A 17,938-nucleotide genomic window follows, 5' to 3' on the forward strand; every position below is an offset into this window, starting at 1 on the left:
CTTTGGATCGGAAATTATTGCCGATCGTTAGCCCTGTTGACTGATGCCCAAGCCCAGGGCACTAAGGTGGCATCCATGGTCGCCCGCGGCAGGAAAATATAGGAAAATCAATGGCCATTTGGATAAACCATTGAAATCATGTGAGAATCCAGGTTCCCCAGCCAATCCTCCCGAAAAGCTCTTAATTCCTTGATTTTTCCAGTCGTGCCGGATCCCGGCTTGGCGTCATTGGCGAGCTGATGCCCGGAACTGTAGGTGCCGGATCATGCTCCATGCCTAGCTATGCGGCGTCAGTACATGACTGCCGCACATCGCAAAGGCAGGTGTCCCTAGCCAATACCGATCATAAAAAACAGCATTTGCACATTTGTTGCGCAGGAGGCTTTCAACGAGACGCTATTGTGCAAATTTACGGGTCTATTTCGTAATTAAGCTTCCAATCTGGAATCACCAGCGCTAGACTAGCGCGAAATAACCGGCATTCGAGCCCCGTATCGATCGCGCTTCCGGCGCGCATCGCCCGGGGCTTTTTGTATTGGGGCTTTGATGAAGCGAGTCGTGGACATAGGCCTTCTTCTCTCCGGCAGCGGCATGTATGCGGCGCTGGCGCGCGCGAGCCGTGCGGGGGTGCTGCGAGGCGTCGACGAGGTGAATGCAGATCCCCGGCTCGATGTCTCCTTTCGCGTCGTCGAGCGGGATCCCGGAGGGCGGCTCGACCGCTATGCGCCGCTCTGCCGGGAAATCCTGCGGGGTTCCGAGGCTCGGCACATCTTCGGCTGCATCACTTCGGCGAGCCGTAAGGAGGTGATCCCCGAGCTCGAGCGGTTCGATGGGGTCCTATGGTATCCAGTGCCTTACGAGGGTTTCGAAGCGTCGGAACACGTTGCTTATATGCATGCCTGCCCGAACCAGCATCTGCTGCCGCTTCTGGAGTGGGCGCTGCCGTCCCTCGGCAAGCGGGCCTACCTCGTCGGCTCCAATTACATCTGGGGCTGGGAAATGGCCCGAATTGCCCGCGAACGGGTTATGGCGGCAGCCGGCGAGGTGCTGGGCGATCGCTATCTGCCCGTGGGCGACACCGACCTTGATCACATCATCCAGGAAATACGGGTCCTGAAGCCGGACTTCATCCTGAACTCGCTGGTGGGCGACAGTTCCTACGCCTTCCTTGTGCGACTGGCGGAGCTGAAGCAGGAGTCGGGATTCGACAAGGGCCCCACGGTCCTCTCCTGCAACTTCACCGAATGCGAGATCACATCCGCAGGTGACGCGGCCGAGGGACTGGTGTCGGCAGGGCCGTGGTTCGAGCCAAACGGCGGCTCCGGCGGATCGTTCCACGAGATGGCCCGTCAGTCCGTACACGAACTGGCTGTCTTGCTGCACGGCCGCCCTCGCGCCGAACTGCTCCCGCTGTCGGAACTTCTGTGCTCCGCGATCAGCTCCGGCCATAAGCCGAGGCTTGACCCCGAACATCATCACGCGCGCCAGCCAGCCATCATCGCGCGGCTGGAGAATGGCCGCTTTCGCGAGATCAAGCGCCTGCCGGCACTGCGCGCAGATCCCTATCTCACCGCCCGCTCGCATTCCTTCCAGGACGGCCCGTGGCTGAAGGTGGTGCCATGACGCGCATCAGGACCGAGAACCTCGGCGGAGCGACAGCCTGGATCCTGCACCGCCCGCACCCGTCGGTGCAGGGCCTGATCCGGCAGCTCGGTGTCATCGGCCTGGAGGCTCGCTTGGCCTGGCCCGAATTGTCCGCCGAGGCAATTGCCGCGGACTTCATCTTCTATGATGCAGACATGGGGCACGACGAGCAGTTCCCCTGGTCGCCGGGACAATCCCCGATGCCGATGATCGCGCTGATCGGGTCGGAAGCGCCGGGTCGTCTTCGCTGGGCCATGGAGATGGGCGCGCATGCGCAGCTACTCAAGCCCATGAGCGACAAGGGCGTCTACGCCGCCCTCCTGGTCGCGCGCAGCAATTTCGATCGCGCCAAGGCATCGGAAGCTCTGATCACCGATCTGCAGAACCGCCTGTCGGCGCGACAGACGATCGTCCGGGCAGTGATGATCTTCGTGATGCAAGGCAAGACCGAGGCGGAGGCCTATGACCTCTTGCGCCAGGCCGCGATGACCTGGCGCGTGACAATCGAAACGGCCGCAGAGCGGCTGGTGGCGAACCATACGAACGAGAGGGGCACCGACGATGGCAGACGCATCGACCTCGCCTGAACCCTTGGTGGTGCCGGCAGACGGACCTTCGATCCTGCGCAGGCTGATGAGCCGCAAGCTTGCGCTCCTGGGATTGCTGATCGTGCTCGTTTGCGTCGGCGGCGCACTCTTCGCCGACTGGCTTGCCCCTCACGATCCCTATGAACAGTTCTTCGACGGCCTGACGCTGGAAGGTGCGCCGCTACCGCCGAACGAGACATTCTGGTTCGGGACCGATCTCCTCGGTCGTGACCTGTTTTCCCGTGTTCTCTACGGCGCACAGACCTCGCTGATCATCGGGCTGGTAGCCAACGGCGCGGCGCTTTTTATCGGCACGCTCGTCGGTGTGACGGCCGGCTATTTCCGGGGCTTCATCGGCGCGGTGCTGATGCGCTTCACCGACCTGATGATGGCGTTTCCTGCACTGCTGCTGGCGATCTGCCTTGCCGCCATCTTCTCGCCGTCGCTGTGGATCGTCGCAATGGTGATCGCCTTCGTGAATTGGGTACAGACTGCACGCGTGATCTTCACCCAGACATCGTCGCTCGCCGAACGGGATTACATAGCAGCCGAGAAGACGCTTGGCGCCGGCCATGGCCGCATCCTGTTCAAGCACATCCTGCCGCATCTCATCCCAACCCTGATCGTGTGGGGCACGCTCGGCATCTCTACGACCGTCCTGCTGGAGGCCACGCTTTCCTTCCTCGGCATTGGCGTTCAGCCGCCGATCCCGTCATGGGGCAATATCATCTTCGAAAACCAGACCTACTTCCAATCCGCGCCCTGGCTCGTCTTCATCCCGGGTGCAGCGATCCTGCTGCTCGCGCTGGCCTTCAACCTGGTGGGGGACGCACTGCGCGATATTCTCGACCCGACACAGCAGGGGCGTGACTGATGGCCGTCTATATCCTCAGACGCCTCGTCCAGTCCGCGCTCATCCTGCTCGGCGTCTCGTTCATCACCTTCGTGCTGCTCTACGTTTTGCCGGCGGACCCCGTCCGCCAGATCGCCGGCCGTTCGGCAACGGCCGCGACCGTCGAAAGCATCCGCCAGCAGCTCGGCCTCGACCAGCCATTCCTCATCCAGTACGGCAATTACCTCCTCAACCTCGTGCAGGGCGATTTTGGCCGATCCTATCTGCAGAAGACCGAGGTGGCGCAGCTTATCGCGTCGCGCCTGCCGGCCACGCTGCTGCTGCTGGTTGCCGCCATCGCCTGCGAACTTCTGATCGGCCTGCCGCTCGGCATCGTTGCGGCGCTCAACCGCGGAAAGGCATTGGACAACGGTCTGATGCTGACCAGCTTTCTGACGGTCTCTGCTCCCCAGTTCGTCGTGGCGCTGCTGCTGCTCTTCGTCTTTGCCGTGAAGCTCGGCTGGTTCCCGATCGGCGGCTATGGGACTTTTGCGCACATCGTCCTGCCGGCGCTCACGCTCGGCATTCTCGGCTCCGGCTGGTATTCGCGCATCATGCGGTCTTCCATGGTGGATGTGCTGCGCGCCGACTTCATCCGCACGGCACGCGCCAAGGGCCTCGGCCGCAGCAAGGTCATCCTCGGCCATGCGCTGCCCAACGCCATCCTGCCGATCATAGCGATGATCGGCATCGACATCGGAATCTTCATGTCGGGCATCGTCGTCGTGGAGAGCGTCTTCGGCTGGCCAGGTATCGGCCAGCTCGCATGGCAGGCCATCCAGCGCGTCGACATCCCGATCATCATGGGCGTCACGCTCGTCTCAGCCTGCGGCATTGTCCTCGGCAACCTCATCGCCGACCTGATTTCGCCGCTCATCGATCCGCGCATCAAGCTGCGCTGAACCGCTAACCCACAGGAGTGAAGCCTATGAAGAAGCTTATCCTTTCCACCGCACTGGCAACGCTGATGGCGCTGCCTGCACTTGCCCCGGCGCAAGCCCAGGAGGCCAAGCACGGCGGAAACATGATCGTGACCTACAAGGACGACGTCGCCACGCTCGATCCTGCCATCGGCTACGACTGGCAGAACTGGTCGATGATCAAGTCCGTGTTCGATGGCCTGATGGATTATGAGCCCGGTACCACCAACCTTCGCCCCGGCCTCGCTGAAAGCTATGACATTTCCGAAGATGGCCTGACCTACACCTTCAAGCTGCGTCCGGGCGTCAAGTTCCACAACGGCCGCGAACTGGTTGCCGACGACGTGGTCTATTCCATCAACCGCGTCATCAATCCGGCCACCCAGTCGCCCGGCCAAGGCTTCTTCTCCATGATCGAAGGCTACGACGAAGCCGCCGAAGGCAAGGCCGAGACGGTATCGGGCGTTTCTGCTCCCGATGCGACCACGGTCGTCTTCAAGCTGTCGCGTCCCGACGCAACTTTCCTTCACATCATGGCGCTGAACTTCTCCTTCATCGTGCCCAAGGAAGCCGTCGAGGAAGCCGGCGCCGACTTCGGCAAGAAGCCTGTTGGCACCGGCGCGTTCAAGCTGACCGAGTGGACGCTTGGCCAGCGGCTCGTATTCGAGAAGAACGAGGATTACTGGATCTCGGGCGTTCCCTATCTGGACAGCTTCACGGTTGAAGTGGGCCAGGAGCCTGTGGTCGCCCTTCTGCGGGCGCAGAACGGCGAAGTCGACATCCCGGGCGACGGCATTCCGCCCGCAAAGTTCGTCGAGGTCATGAAGGACGAGGCGCAGGCGAGCCTCGTCGTCGAAGGCGGCCAGTTGCACACGGGCTACATCACCATGAACGTCACGCAGGCTCCCTTCGACAAGGTCGAGGTGCGGCGTGCCGTCAACATGGCGATCAACAAGGACCGCATCGTCCAGGTTATCAACGGCCGAGCCGTTCCGGCAACCCAGCCGCTGCCGCCCTCCATGCCCGGCTACACGAAAGGCTACGAGGGCTACAAGCACGATCCGGAAGGCGCGAAGAAGCTGCTTGCGGACGCCGGCTATGCGGACGGCTTCGACACCGAACTCTTCGTCATGAACACCGACCCGAACCCGCGTATCGCCCAGGCGATCCAGCAGGACCTGAAGGCAATCGGCATCAATGCATCGATCAAGTCGCTGGCCCAGGCCAACGTGATCGAGGCCGGTGGCGCAGGCACCGCGCCGATGATCTGGTCGGGTGGCATGGCATGGATCGCAGACTTCCCGGATCCGGCGAACTTCTATGGTCCGATCCTCGGCTGCGGCGGTGCGGTCGAAGGTGGCTGGAACTGGTCGAAGTACTGCAATGCCGATCTCGACAAGCTGGCGGCGGATGCGGACTCCATCGTCGATCCGGCAAAGGTGGACGAGCGTATGGCCAAGTGGTCCGAGATCTACATGAAGGTCATGGAAGACGCGCCTTGGGCACCGGTATTCAACGAACAGCGCTTCACGCTTAAGTCGGCTCGCATGGGGGGTGACGACGCGCTCTATGTCGATCCGGTTTCGATCCCGGTCAACTACGACTACGTCTTCATCAAGGAGTAAGGCTGGCAATGTGCAAGCACTGCAACCACACGATCCACGCCCATCAGCACCACTACGGCTGGGACAATTCCTTTGCTCCTGCCCTGACAGCTGCACCAGGCGAGACGATCCTGTTCCAGTGCCTTGACAGTTCTGGGGGCCAACTCGGCCCCCAGTCCACCGTCGAGGACGTGAAGGCGCTGGATTTTGCCAAGATCAACCCGGTCTCCGGCCCGATCTATATCGATGGCGCCAAGCCGGGGGACGTTCTCAAGGTAACCATCGAGAGCTTTACGCCACAGCTTCGCGACGGTGCGGGCTTCGGATGGACAGCCAACATTCCAGGCTTCGGCCTGCTCGCTGACCAGTTCACCGAACCGGCTCTCAATGTCTGGAAGTTCGACGCGTCAAGCATGGAACCCGCGCTGTTCGGTAAGAATGGTCGCGTTCCGCTGAAGCCGTTTGCCGGCACCATCGGCAACGCGCTGGCCGAGAAGGGCCATCACACCGTCGTGCCGCCGCGCCGGGTCGGCGGCAACCTCGACATCCGCGATCTAGCCGCCGGCACGACGCTCTACCTGCCGGTCGAGGTCGACGGTGCGCTGTTCTCGGTCGGCGACACCCATGCCGCCCAGGGCGACGGTGAAGTCTGCGGGACGGCGATCGAGAGCCCCTTCGACGTCGTACTCACGCTCGACCTCATCAAGGACCAGCCGCTGAAGACGCCTCGCTTCACGACGCCTGGCCCGGTCACGCGCCATCTCGACGCCAAGGGCTACGAGGTCACGACCGGCATCGGTCCCGATCTGTGGACCGCGGCTAAGGACGCCGTCGCCAACATGGTCGATCTCCTTGCGACGACGCAGAAGATGGATCCAGTGGATGCGTACATGCTCGTCTCGACCTGTGGCGATCTTCGCATTTCCGAGATTGTCGACATGCCTAACGTCGTGGTGAGCTTCTACTTCCCGAGGGCCGTCTTCGAATGACCGCAGCCGTGCTTTCTCCCGTCGTCGATACAGCAACCGACGTCGTCCTGTCGGTGCGCGACCTGCAGGTCTCTGCCCGTTCGGACCATGGGCTAGTGCCGTTGGTCGAAGGGTTGAGTTTCGATCTCCACCGGGGCGAGACCCTGGCGATCGCGGGGGAAAGCGGCTCGGGCAAGTCAATTACCTCACTTGCCTGCATGGGGCTTTTACCGGCACCCGCCGTGCGGGTCACGGGAGGCTCCATCCGCTTTGGCGATGAGGAACTGACGACACTGCCCGAAAAGAAGATGCAGGCGATGCGCGGCGCGCGCATAGCGATGATCTTCCAGGAACCGATGACCGCGCTCAATCCGGTCATGAGCATCGGCCGGCAACTAGTAGAGGCTATCCGGGCGCATGAGCCGCTGTCGATCTCGCAGGCGCGTGCGCGGGCACTGGAAGCGGTGAAGGCCGTTCGCCTATCGCAGCCGGAAAAGCGGCTGGAGCAGTATCCGCACGAATTATCGGGGGGCATGCGACAGCGCGTGATGATCGCCATGGCGATCGCTTTGCGGCCGGCCGTCCTCATTGCCGACGAGCCGACAACCGCGTTGGACGTGACAGTGCAGCGCGAGGTGCTCGACCTCCTGCGCGACCTGCAGAAGGACCTCGGCACCGCCGTCATCCTGATCACCCATGACATGGGCGTGGTCGCCGAAATGGCAGACCGCGTCATCGTCATGCGCAAGGGCAAGATGGTGGAGGCGGCGTCGACCGTCGACCTCTTCGACGCACCTCAGGAGGAGTATACCCGCGACCTGCTGGCCGCCGTGCCGCGCATCGGCACAGGTGCATCGCGGCCGGAGCCCACCGCGCGAGAAGTCCTCGTTCGATACGACGACGTATCGGTGAACTTTCCGATCCGGCAGGGGCTGCTCGGCCGTGTCGCGGCCCGCGTCCATGCTGTCGAACACGTTTCTCTGGAAATCTTCCGCGGCGAAACGCTTTCCCTGGTGGGCGAATCCGGTTGTGGTAAGTCGACCATGGCAAAGGCGCTTGTAGGCCTCGTTCCCCATTCCGGTCGCATCGAGATCAACGGCAAGGCACTGGGCGACCTGAACCATGCCGGCCGCAAGGCGATCCGCCGCGATCTCCAGATCGTCTTCCAGGACCCGATGGCGGCGCTTGATGCACGGATGACGGTCGGCGAACTGATCCGCGAGCCGCTGGTCATCCACGGCATCGGAACTCCTGCCGAACAGAAGGCACGTGTGCGCGAACTGCTCGAGCGGGTCGAGCTGTCGCCCGACGTATACAATCGTTACCCGCACCAGTTCTCGGGTGGCCAGCGGCAGCGCATCTGCATTGCACGCGCGCTTGCCCTGAAGCCGAAGCTGATCATCTGCGATGAGAGCGTGGCAGCTCTCGACGTCTCGATCCAGGCCAAGGTCCTCGACCTCCTGCGCGGCCTGCAGAAGGAAAGCGGCGTCACCTATCTCTTCATCAGCCATGACATGGCGGTGGTCGAGAACATCTCCGACCGGGTCGCCGTCATGTATCTCGGCCAGATTGTCGAGATGGGAACGCGCGCGCAGCTATTCGGCAATCCGCAGCACCCCTACACCAGGCGGCTCCTCGCCGCAGTGCCTGTGCCCGATCCGCGCCGCGAGCGTCAGCCGAGCACACGGTTGTCCGGCGAGATTCCGAGCCCGGTGTGGAAGGTCGGGGAAGGGCCGAACCGCGTCGAACTCGTCGACATCGGCGGCGGCCATCTGGTGGCAAGATAAGTTCTCGGCAAAACGCAATCTGGCGCCCCCGTGGGCCAAGGTCCGTATGGCGATAAGGCCCGCTTCGAGACGTCCCACTTCCAACCTTCAAACCCGTGTCAATCATTGGCAAGGAGGCCGGCAGCAGCAACTTTTGGACGGCCAAAGGGTTAACCCGGAGATCACCGAAAACGAAGGAGGCGAAAGTGCGGATATTCCAATCGGGGCTCCTTGCTCTGGTCGTCGGCGCGGCTCTTGCCAGCGACGGGATCGCGCAATCGCAATTCGCTCCCGCAGCCGATCCGGCGGACGTCTATGAATATGATGTAGACAAACAATCCGGTGCTGACAGCGATGACGCCGAAGAGGCTCTGAGGGCGCTGCGAGGTGCGGGATCGACTGCCTGGGAAATCCAAAAAGTGGTAGCGGTCAAGAGCTTTCGCTTCCTGACGCTTCCCCGCGATGTGGCAGAGAAGATTGCTTCAGAAGCATCCGACCGTCAGGGCGAACTGGCGGAGCTTAGGACGGCCGTAGAAGCTAATGCCCTGTTCCATAGTGCCCTTCAGCGGGAAGGCCTGCAGTCAGCAGATATTGTAGCAGTTGCGATTGACGAGGCAGAGGGTGGTCTGCCCTCCGAGAAGCAGGTTAGGATTTACCTCGCCGACTGAGTTCGCTGCTTCTTACCGCGGTGGCAGCTGGCCCTGGCAGACGGGGAATAAAGGTAGGAGGAAGGGCGGTGGCAGTATCGACCGTTCGACGGGTGACCGAGCATCCCTACTCGTAGGGCTGTCTCCGCAGCCGCAACTGCGAAGACGATGTCGAGGAGAGGTCGGTAGGTAGGTCAGCGCTGTTCCGCGCGAACTCCTTCAAACTCAGGTGCATCTTCAAGCTGATCCCGAGTTACGTTGAGGATGATCCGGTCCGGCAGTCCGTCCTCGCCGATCCGAACAGTATTGGGATTATTGGCCGCGACCTGGCTGTTCTCGGCAGGCATGCCGGTGCCCGTCGTCGTGTTACCCTCGGCACCGCCCATAGCGGTAGTGTTCTGGCCAGTGGTTCCGTAGGGCCCGGGTTCCTGCGTGGCTGCCGGGTCTACCTGCGTGGAAGCCGTGGTCTCGTCCGAGACGCCAGGGTTGACCTGTGAAACAGCATCAGCCTGTTCCTGTGTGGCACCCGGCCCCAGTTCCAAGGCTTCCATGTCGACAGCTACATCCTTCTGGCCCAAGCCTAGAAAGCCGCCCACGCCAATGATAACGGCGTTTACGCTACCATCCTGGCTGACGAGGACGTCACTGATCGAACCGATATTCTCACCGTCAGCGCCATAGACAGCCTTGCCATCCAGATCGCTCACGCGCCATGCCCCTGACTGCGGAACAGTTACGAACGGCCCTTGGGATGACATTCCAGCATCCGCGCTCTGTCCGAGTGGACGGGCATCGTTCATGCCACCGGTGGCATTGTTCTGGTTGGTGTTCATCTGTTGCGTCTGGCTTACGCCCGGTTCGTTGGTGCCTGCGGCGGGAGCGGTCGTCTGGGCGACGGCAGCCAGAGGGAAGGATGCGCTGACGAGCAATACTGACAGAATTCTCTTGTTCACGATGAACTCCTTTCGTTGAGGTTGGATACACCGAGAACCGGGACAGGCAGAGATTGGTTCCGGAAAAATCTATATTTCTCAATCGGTTGTCTCTGCTGAAGAAGCCGGCGAGCTTTCTCGCGGAATGGAAGCAAAAGTGGCTGCCGACCGGCACCAGCGGGCGGGCATTTAGAGAATGGCAGCACTTGTATGACAACTATTAGCTTCCCGCCGCTGACCGCGTCAGATGCAAGCGCATGGCGTCGCTCGACGGTGGTCATCGGTCTTTCTCGGAGCGTCCGGTAGGTCTTCCTTGTTCACGCATCAGCAACTGATCTCGATACTATCCTCCCTTCCCGATCCCGCCTTCATCCTCACCCGTAGCGGTCGCTACGCGGCGATCTTTGGAGGCAAGGACATCAGGCACTATCATGACGGCAGCGGCCTCGTTGGGCGCAGCATGTTCGAGGTGCTGAAACAGGAAAAGGCTCAGTGGTTCGCTGCGGAAATCGAGAAGGCGCTGTCGAGCGGCGTTCTCCATATTGTCGAGTACCAACTCAGCGGCAGTGACGTGAAGGGAGCCGGCGACGGCCCCGCACACGCGATATGGTTCGAAGGGCGCGTCCAGGCACTCGACTTTCCTGTCGATGGTGAGCCGGCCGTCGTCTGGGTAGCGAGCAACATCACCGAGAAGAACGAGACGCAGCAAAAACTGCGTCAGCTGAGCGAAACGGATGCCCTGACCGGCCTTTACAACCGGCGGAAGCTCATCGCGACCCTAGATGATCGGCTGGCGGCCTTCGAAAACGACAAATCCCAGACGTCGCTTCTGGTCTTTGATCTCGACAACTTCAAACGCATCAATGACGAGATGGGGCACCACATGGGCGACGCAGCACTCATAGAGATTGCGCGGCTCTGCCGTCAGCATCTGCGCCAGAGCGACGTGATCGCACGCTTCGGCGGGGACGAGTTCGTGATCGTCATGCCAGGAACCGAGAGCGGCAACGCGCTGGAGATTGCGGAGCGGCTTCGCAAGCACGTTCCATCTGCGCTCCGGGATTGCATGCGCCATGAGTCGACGATCAGCGGCGGTGTCAGCGACTTCCGGTTCTCGGACAAGTCGACCGATGATATTCTGAGGCGCGCCGATGAAGGACTGTATCACTCGAAACGGACAGGCCGCGATCGCGTTTCCATCCTCTAGTGCTCTTCGCTGACGCTCGGTAGTTCCGGACGAAGATCCTGCCGATGGTCTTGTCAAGCGTACTGGCATGCATGTCCCTCGGAGGCAGGCGCTTCCGAGGGCACGTCCTTCAGGCAGCGGCTGGATAAGTTTGCACCTCGGCCGACTGTTGCTCACTGGTCCGGAAAGCGGCCAACTGGTCCCGCAGCTTTGACGCTTCAGCCGCCAGCGTAACCGATGCTGCGTTGGTCTCTTCCACCATGCTGGCGTTCTGCTGAGTGATCTGGTCCAGTTGCGCGATCGAACCGCTGATCTCCGCCAGCGCCACCGACTGCTCCTTTGCGGATTGCGCTATCGCCAGCATCTGTCCATTGACCGTTCTCACCTGCTGCTCGATGCCATGGAGAGCCTCCCCGGTACGGCCGACCAGCGAAACGCCGTTGGAGACGTCTTTGGATGCCTGCTCCACCAGAGATTTTATCTCCCGGGCAGCCGAGGCCGAGCGTTGTGCCAGTTCGCGGACCTCTTGGGCGACGACGGCGAAGCCTTTCCCTGCCTCACCGGCTCGCGCCGCCTCGACGCCGGCATTGAGCGCCAGCAGGTTGGTCTGGAAGGCAATTTCATCGATCACGTTGATGATGTGACCGATCCGCGAGGACGAGTGAGCAATCTCCTGCATCGCCTCGACCGTCTGGCTCACTATGATTGTCGCCTGGGAGGTGTCGTCGCTTGCTCGAGTGGACGATTTCTGCGCGTCGTCTGCCGCACCTGACGACATCTTGACTGCACTTGCCACCTGCTCCAGTGCCGCTGCGGCCTCTTCAAGCGCGGCCGCCTGGCCCGCCGTTCGGCGAGCAAGCTCGTCAGCGGCACCTCGGAGATCGGCGCACCCCTCATCGATGACATTGGCATTGCCGCCAGCGGTGGCAACCAACTGCTCCAGGGTCTCGACGGACCGGTTGAAGACAAGGCGGAGCCCGTCGAAATCGGCATCCAGGACTGCATTAATCCGGTAGCGCAAGTCACCGGCCGAAAGCGCGTCCAGACCCGTTACAAGCTGGTCGAGAGCATATTCGACCGCCTGGCTACGTACCGCGCGCTCGCGCTCGGCGGCTTCGGCGATGCGCCGCGCGTCAGCGTCGCGAGCCATCTCTTCCTGCCTCTGGTGCTCGGCCTGCCGCCGCGCCTCCTCGAGCGCCCGAGCAACTGCCCGCGACATGGCGCCGACCTCGTCCCTGGCGGAGGTGTCGCCGACGCTGACCTTGGCGTCACCTTCGGCGAGTTGTTCTATGGCTGCTGTGAGGCGCTTGATCGGCCGCACCACGCCCAGGCCGATCGCAAGCGAAAGCAACAACGAACCAGCAAGCGCGCCAGCCAGCGAAACGCCCAGGACGACCAGTGCGCGTTCTTCGGCCGCCGCTGCTCCGGCTGCATCTTCTCTGACCTGCTCGAGAAGACGTTGCTCAAGGGCACGCATCGTGTCGATCCGTTCTGTGGTGAGGCGATACCAGGTTGCGGCGTCGAGTCCGGACACGTCGCCACCGGCCCCGGCGAGCAGCAGGCGCGATCGCATGGCCGCAAGCGGTCCCTCGCCTGCAACTCCGATCGACCTTGCAGCGTGCGCGAAGGCAGGCGCACGTGCTGCGAACTCCTCCAGCAGCGCTGCCTGCGACCCATGAAGGACCGACAATCGCGTCAGTGCGGTCTTGTCCACGACACCTGCCGTGATTACGCCATTGCCGGTTGCCCTTTCCTGGCCCGCCAATTCCTTCATCTGAGAGAAGAGGCTGTAGGCTGCAATTTCATCGGCGATTGCGCTGTCGGAGCCTTGGTCTCCAAGTGTCTTCGACAATGCAAGCAAGCCAGCGACGACATCGCTGTAGCGCAGGGTCGCGGTGGCGGCTGAAAGCTCCAGGAGATCGACCCGCTGCCGCAGTTCCCGAAGGCCATCCAGCGACGCGGACAATGAACCGGGTGGCATGGATCCCGTGTGCGACGACAGCTCCTCCAGCCGCCTGGCTAAGCGATCAGTCGATTGACGGGCTTCGTCGAGGCGACCGAACTGCGCCTGATCGCTGGCTGCAAGAACGCCGGCAGTCTGGCCTCGCTCTCTCTGTACCGCATGGATCACGTCCGCGAGAGCGGCCAGGTCGACGCTCACCGATCCGACATGTGTGGCTTCGCGATAGGAAACGATCCCGTCGGCGATACGGCCGTAGGCGAGCCAGACTGCCACAACCGCCGGCAGAGCCGCGCATACCAGTATTCGTTTTGTGAGGGATACATCAGAAAAACGCATGAGGAGAGGCTCCGAACGACGCCGGCCTCATGCCGAACCGCCGAACATGATGTCCGGCCGCATTGAGCTACCCGAACCTTCCCATGCCTTCTTTGCTGCTGCGCAAAGTCTGATGGTCGAGCTCGGCCGGGGCCGGCTCGATGCGGAGGGCGCGCAACGCGTTGAGAATGACTGCCACGTCGATTGCCTCCTGGATCAAGGCACCCTGGACGGGGGAGAGGTAGCCAAGGGCTGCCGCGATCATGCCGATGACGGAGAGCCCGATCCCGACCACCACGCTTTGCAGTGCAATTCGCCGCGCGCCACGGGCTATCTCCACCCCTGCCCGCAGCCGATCCACGCTGTCGACCAGCAGGACGACGTCCGCAGCCTCTGCCGACGCGGCCGCGCCACGCGCACCCATGGCGACGCCGATATCAGCCGCAGCCAAGGCGGGTGCATCATTGACGCCATCTCCGACCATCATCACCGGACCATGCTTCCGCTCGGTGAGCACCAGCAGCACTTTCTCGTTGGGGCTGAGGTCAGCTCTGATGCCATCAAGGCCAAGTCCCTCGGTTATGCGCTTGGCGACGTCCCGGCGATCTCCTGTTGCCAGCAGGATGCGCTCGATTCCCTGCCGACGCAGGCCTGAAAGCATTCCGAGACTGTCATCGCGCAGGGGGTCAGCCATGACGAAATGACCCGCGATTCGACCGTCAATGCCGACAGCGACCAGCACCGATCCCGCACCGAGCGCCGGATGCCCCATCGGTGTTCGACCGAGTTGGTCGGATACGAAGCGATGACCGCCCACGACCACGGAGCGGTCGTCGACGCGACCGACCAGCCCCTCCCCCGGGGTCTCGGTCACCTCCGTCGGAATTGGCAGTGCCAGCCCTCGCTCGCGCGCCTCCTGGACGATCGCCTGGGCAACCGGGTGCTTGGTTGCCTGTTCGAGCGCCGCCGCCAGCCTCAGCACGTCGTCCTCTACCATACCGCCATATGTGCTGGCCGACACGATCTTCGGCCGCCCATCCGTCAGCGTCCCCGTCTTGTCGAGGATCAGCGTGCGCGCGCGGGCCATCGCTTCAAGGGGTCCGGCACCCTTGATCAGCACTCCGTGATGAGCGGCGCGGGAAAGGCCAGCCACCAAGGCCACGGGCACAGCCAGGATCAGCGGGCACGGCGTTGCCACCACCAATACGGCGACAGCACGGATCGGGTCGCCTGTTACCCCCCACGCCGAGAAGGCGATGGCGACAGTGACGAGCAGGAAGGCAAGCGACCATCTGTCGGCGAGCCGCGACATTGGCGCCTTCGAAGCCTGAGCCTGTTCGACGAGGCGAACGATGCCGGCATAGGTGCTGTCGCTTGCCGGTCGGGTCGCAAGGAGGTCGAATGCGTCGCCAGCATTGGTGGAACCGCTCATTGCCTCGCCGCCCTCCTGCACCCGGACCGGCAGGGATTCCCCCGTAAGTGCAGAGGTGTCCAGAATGGCAACGAAGGATCCGACGGTACCATCGACCGGGACCACGTCCCCCTGCCGGATCAGCAGCCGGTCGCCGGGTGCGACGGCATCAAGCGGCACGTCTTCCAGCGCGCCGGCGATGTGCCGCGTGGCCGTCCTAGGCACGCGCGCGAGCAGGTCGCGCATCTCGCGCCGGGCACGGCCTTCGGCGAAGCTTTCAAGAAAGGTACCGCCGGAATACATCACCGCAACAACGGCGGCTGCGAGCGTTTCACCGAACAGGAGCGCGGCCGACATGGAAAGAGCCGCCACGATATCGAGCCCGACCTCACCCCGGCGCAGGCTGTGCAGGATCTCGACTAGGAGCGCGACAAGCACAGGGCCAACACCCAGCGCCCACACGGTAGTGGCAAGTTCCGGTCTATCAATCCCGTAAGCCAGCAGGAGACCGCCAAAGAGGCCACCGAGGGCCACCGCCAGAAGCGCGATCTTCAGCTTCTCGCCCGCCGAATATCCTGACATCAAACAACTCTCCAGCGCCGCAGACGACCCGCCACGGATCATTCCCGACTTTAGCCTTCTATCAGGAAGCGGAGAATGAATCCGTCAATGATTTACGTAGTGGCCGCAACGCGGCTTGCGCCGCGCAGCCGGATCTTCGATCCGTAATGCATTGATGAGTAGGGGGCGGGGCTGGAGTGCCGTGCTTATCGTGCCTTCTTGGCGATCAACGTCTCCAGGGCACGAACGGCGACGGGATAGCCTTCCGCCCCCAGCCCGGCCATGACCGTCGTCGCGGTCATGGAGACGTAGGAGCGATGGTAGATCGACTCCCGCCGATGGACGTTGCTGATGTGGAACTCGATGATGGGGCCCTTGAACATCTTCAGCGCGTCGAGGAGCGCCAGGGAGGTGAACGTGAAGGCTGCAGGATTGATGATGATGCCATCCCCTTCGTCGATCGCCTCATGCACCCATTCGATCAGCCGCTCCTCGCTGTTGGTCTGTCGAAACTCGACCGGTCGCTCACCGGCCGCATCCCGGCACATCGCCTCGACTTCTGCCAGGGTCGTCGTCCCGTAGATCTCGGGCTCCCGCTTTCCCAGCCGGTTCAGGTTCGGCCCATTCAGGATGTAGATCGGCTTCATGATGATACCTCAGCCTTGATAGCCCAGCAGCCGCGGCAGCCAGAGAACGCTGTCGGGGACGAAGGTAATGATAACGAGCGAAAGGACCATCCAGAACAGGAAGGGCAGCGCGTCGCGGATGATGTCGCGAACCGGACTTCCGGAGATGTTGGTCATGATGAACAGCAGCAGGCCATAAGGCGGCGTGACGAGACCAAGCATGATGTTGACCACAACCACGACACCGAAATGCACGAGATCGATGCCGAGCGCCTGCGCCGTCGGAATGAAGACCGGCACGATGATGAGCAGGATCGCCGTGCCTTCCAGCACGCACCCAAGCAAGAGCAGGATGATGTTGACGAGGACCAGGAAACCGATCGGCGAGAGGTCCATGCTCGTCAGCATGACCCGCAGACTATCGGGAATGTTCTCGATCGTGACGACATAGTTGAAGACGAGCGCGCCGGCGATCAGCATACCGATTGAGGCGGACGACTTGGCGCTCGTATAGAGCGAACCGTAGAAGTCCTTCAGGGTGATGCTGCGGTAGAGCAGGACGGAGATGACGAGTGCATAGGCAGCAGCAATGGCCGCCGCTTCGGTTGGCGTGGTGATGCCGGTATAGATGCAGCCGAGCAGGACCACCGGCATCATAAGGGCGGGGAAAGCGCGGATGGTGATGCGCGGGATTTCGCGCATCGGCACCGGATCTTCCACCGGAAAGTTCTTGCGGCGTGCGGTGATGGCAACCTGCATCATCTGCAGCCCCGCCATCATCAGGCCCGGAACCATGCCTGCGAGGAAGAGGTAGCCGATCGAGGCGTCCGACACGAGCGCGTAGATGATCATCGGGATTGATGGCGGAATGATCGGGCCGATAACCGAGGTTACCGCCGTCAGTGCGGCTGCATAGCTCGGTGTGTAGCGGCCTTCCCGCGTCATCATGTTCTGCATCATCCGACCGCTCCCGGCGGCGTCGGCTATTGCCGAGCCCGACATGCCGGCAAAGATGATGCTCTGAACGATATTGACCTGCGCAAGACCCCCGCGGAAACGCCCCACCAAGACGTTGCAGAAGGTCAGCAGTCGTTCCGTCATCGAGCCGACATTCATGAACTCCGCCGCAAGGATGAAGAGCGGGACCGCCAGAATGACGTAGTTGGAGTACATGCCGTTGAGAAACTGCTCGGCAACGATCCCCATGTCCGCACCCACCAGGAACAGGTAGAGCGTCGAACCGGCCAGCATGGCAAGCCCGATGGGCAGACCGAGGAAGGCGAGTATGGTGATGATGACGATCGAGATTGAGAAAGGGCTTGCGAGGTTCATACGCCTGAGCCTGCCTTGGTCGGGTCGAAAGCATCCGGCGTGTTGCCGCGTATAGCGCGGAAGCCCAGCCACATATAGCGGACGATCATTGCAATCGCGAAGACGACATAGATGGAATAGAGATAGTCGAAGCGGATCTTGAGATAGGCGGTGCTCTCCACCTTCATGAAGGTCACGTAGTCGACGATGGCCGGAAGCGAAATGCCGAAGAGGAAGATCAGTGCCGCTGCACAAATGATCTGCATGATGCGTCGCGACTGGTCGCTGGCACCACCCCAGATCAGGTCGAAGCGGATTTCGTCGACCTCACGAACCACGAAGGCTGATCCGAAGAGAACGATCCAGATCCAGAGCGCCACGCTGACCTCGTGGGTCCAGCCGATGGAGAGATTGAGTACATAGCGGAAGATGATCTGCAGGATGAAGACGACGAACATCATCAGCAGCATCAGGCACAATATGTTTTCCGCGCGCCGTCTCAACCACCCGCCGATGGTCGCAAGTGTGGTGTTCATCCCTCATTCCTCCCAGGAGGAGGCGCGCCGCAGGAGCGGGCCGCCTCCTCGATCATCGTACTCTGAGCT

The 17,938-nt window shown here is 62.1% G+C and carries 15 protein-coding genes; 9 read left to right on the plus strand and 6 right to left on the minus strand.

Going from position 1 to position 17,938, the window contains the following annotated elements; all coding sequences use genetic code 11:
- Positions 1-546: 546 nt before the first annotated feature.
- From ACEPP2_RS01325 to ACEPP2_RS01360, 8 genes are all read left to right on the plus strand, one after another.
- Entirely contained in the window at positions 547-1,623 is a 1,077-nt protein-coding gene (locus ACEPP2_RS01325) for a transporter substrate-binding protein (protein ID WP_395515557.1), read from the plus strand.
- On the plus strand, positions 1,620-2,231 hold the full coding sequence (locus tag ACEPP2_RS01330; RefSeq protein ID WP_395515558.1) for an ANTAR domain-containing response regulator: 612 nt from the start codon (positions 1,620-1,622) through the stop codon (positions 2,229-2,231). Before ACEPP2_RS01325 ends, ACEPP2_RS01330 begins: the two co-directional genes overlap by 4 nt.
- Positions 2,206-3,105 (plus strand): ABC transporter permease, encoded by a 900-nt coding sequence (locus ACEPP2_RS01335; protein WP_077549152.1) that lies wholly within the window; start codon positions 2,206-2,208, stop codon positions 3,103-3,105. Before ACEPP2_RS01330 ends, ACEPP2_RS01335 begins: the two co-directional genes overlap by 26 nt.
- A complete protein-coding gene (locus ACEPP2_RS01340; protein WP_077549151.1) occupies positions 3,105-4,025 on the plus strand; it encodes an ABC transporter permease in 921 nt (306 codons plus the stop codon). The genes ACEPP2_RS01335 and ACEPP2_RS01340 overlap by 1 nt, the downstream gene beginning before the upstream one ends.
- A gap of 26 nt (positions 4,026-4,051) precedes the next feature.
- A complete protein-coding gene (locus ACEPP2_RS01345) occupies positions 4,052-5,668 on the plus strand; it encodes an ABC transporter substrate-binding protein (RefSeq protein WP_395515559.1) in 1,617 nt (538 codons plus the stop codon).
- An 8-nt stretch (positions 5,669-5,676) separates the two neighbouring features.
- Positions 5,677-6,636 (plus strand): acetamidase/formamidase family protein, encoded by a 960-nt coding sequence (locus tag ACEPP2_RS01350; protein ID WP_077549149.1) that lies wholly within the window; start codon positions 5,677-5,679, stop codon positions 6,634-6,636.
- Positions 6,633-8,402 (plus strand): ABC transporter ATP-binding protein, encoded by a 1,770-nt coding sequence (locus tag ACEPP2_RS01355; protein WP_395515560.1) that lies wholly within the window; start codon positions 6,633-6,635, stop codon positions 8,400-8,402. Before ACEPP2_RS01350 ends, ACEPP2_RS01355 begins: the two co-directional genes overlap by 4 nt.
- A 185-nt stretch (positions 8,403-8,587) precedes the next feature.
- Complete coding sequence (locus tag ACEPP2_RS01360; protein WP_142588356.1) at positions 8,588-9,049, plus strand: hypothetical protein; 462 nt, start codon at positions 8,588-8,590, stop codon at positions 9,047-9,049.
- A gap of 173 nt (positions 9,050-9,222) precedes the next feature.
- On the opposite strand, the gene ACEPP2_RS01365 is transcribed toward ACEPP2_RS01360, so the two are convergent.
- Positions 9,223-9,981, minus strand: coding sequence for a PRC-barrel domain-containing protein (locus tag ACEPP2_RS01365; RefSeq protein ID WP_395515561.1), 759 nt, complete (start codon positions 9,979-9,981; stop codon positions 9,223-9,225).
- Positions 9,982-10,273: 292 nt separating this feature from the next.
- Between ACEPP2_RS01365 and ACEPP2_RS01370 the strand changes: the two genes are divergently transcribed.
- Complete coding sequence (locus ACEPP2_RS01370) at positions 10,274-11,167, plus strand: sensor domain-containing diguanylate cyclase (RefSeq protein ID WP_395515562.1); 894 nt, start codon at positions 10,274-10,276, stop codon at positions 11,165-11,167.
- A 109-nt stretch (positions 11,168-11,276) separates the two neighbouring features.
- Here ACEPP2_RS01370 and ACEPP2_RS01375 read toward each other — a convergent pair whose 3' ends face one another.
- The 5 genes from ACEPP2_RS01375 to ACEPP2_RS01395 all read right to left on the minus strand — a co-directional run bounded on the left by ACEPP2_RS01375 (position 11,277) and on the right by ACEPP2_RS01395 (position 17,869).
- Positions 11,277-13,445: a methyl-accepting chemotaxis protein gene (locus ACEPP2_RS01375; protein ID WP_395515563.1), complete on the minus strand. Its 2,169-nt coding sequence runs from the start codon at positions 13,443-13,445 to the stop codon at positions 11,277-11,279.
- A 67-nt stretch (positions 13,446-13,512) separates the two neighbouring features.
- Positions 13,513-15,417, minus strand: coding sequence for a heavy metal translocating P-type ATPase (locus ACEPP2_RS01380; RefSeq protein ID WP_395515564.1), 1,905 nt, complete (start codon positions 15,415-15,417; stop codon positions 13,513-13,515).
- A gap of 185 nt (positions 15,418-15,602) precedes the next feature.
- Complete coding sequence (locus ACEPP2_RS01385) at positions 15,603-16,043, minus strand: type II 3-dehydroquinate dehydratase (protein ID WP_395515565.1); 441 nt, start codon at positions 16,041-16,043, stop codon at positions 15,603-15,605.
- Positions 16,044-16,052: 9 nt separating this feature from the next.
- A complete protein-coding gene (locus tag ACEPP2_RS01390; RefSeq protein WP_395515566.1) occupies positions 16,053-17,354 on the minus strand; it encodes a TRAP transporter large permease in 1,302 nt (433 codons plus the stop codon).
- Positions 17,351-17,869 (minus strand): TRAP transporter small permease, encoded by a 519-nt coding sequence (locus ACEPP2_RS01395; RefSeq protein ID WP_395515567.1) that lies wholly within the window; start codon positions 17,867-17,869, stop codon positions 17,351-17,353. The genes ACEPP2_RS01390 and ACEPP2_RS01395 overlap by 4 nt, the downstream gene beginning before the upstream one ends.
- Positions 17,870-17,938: the final 69 nt, after the last annotated feature.

This window comes from Pseudorhizobium flavum (assembly GCF_044142885.1).
Classification (GTDB): domain Bacteria; phylum Pseudomonadota; class Alphaproteobacteria; order Rhizobiales; family Rhizobiaceae; genus Neorhizobium; species Neorhizobium flavum.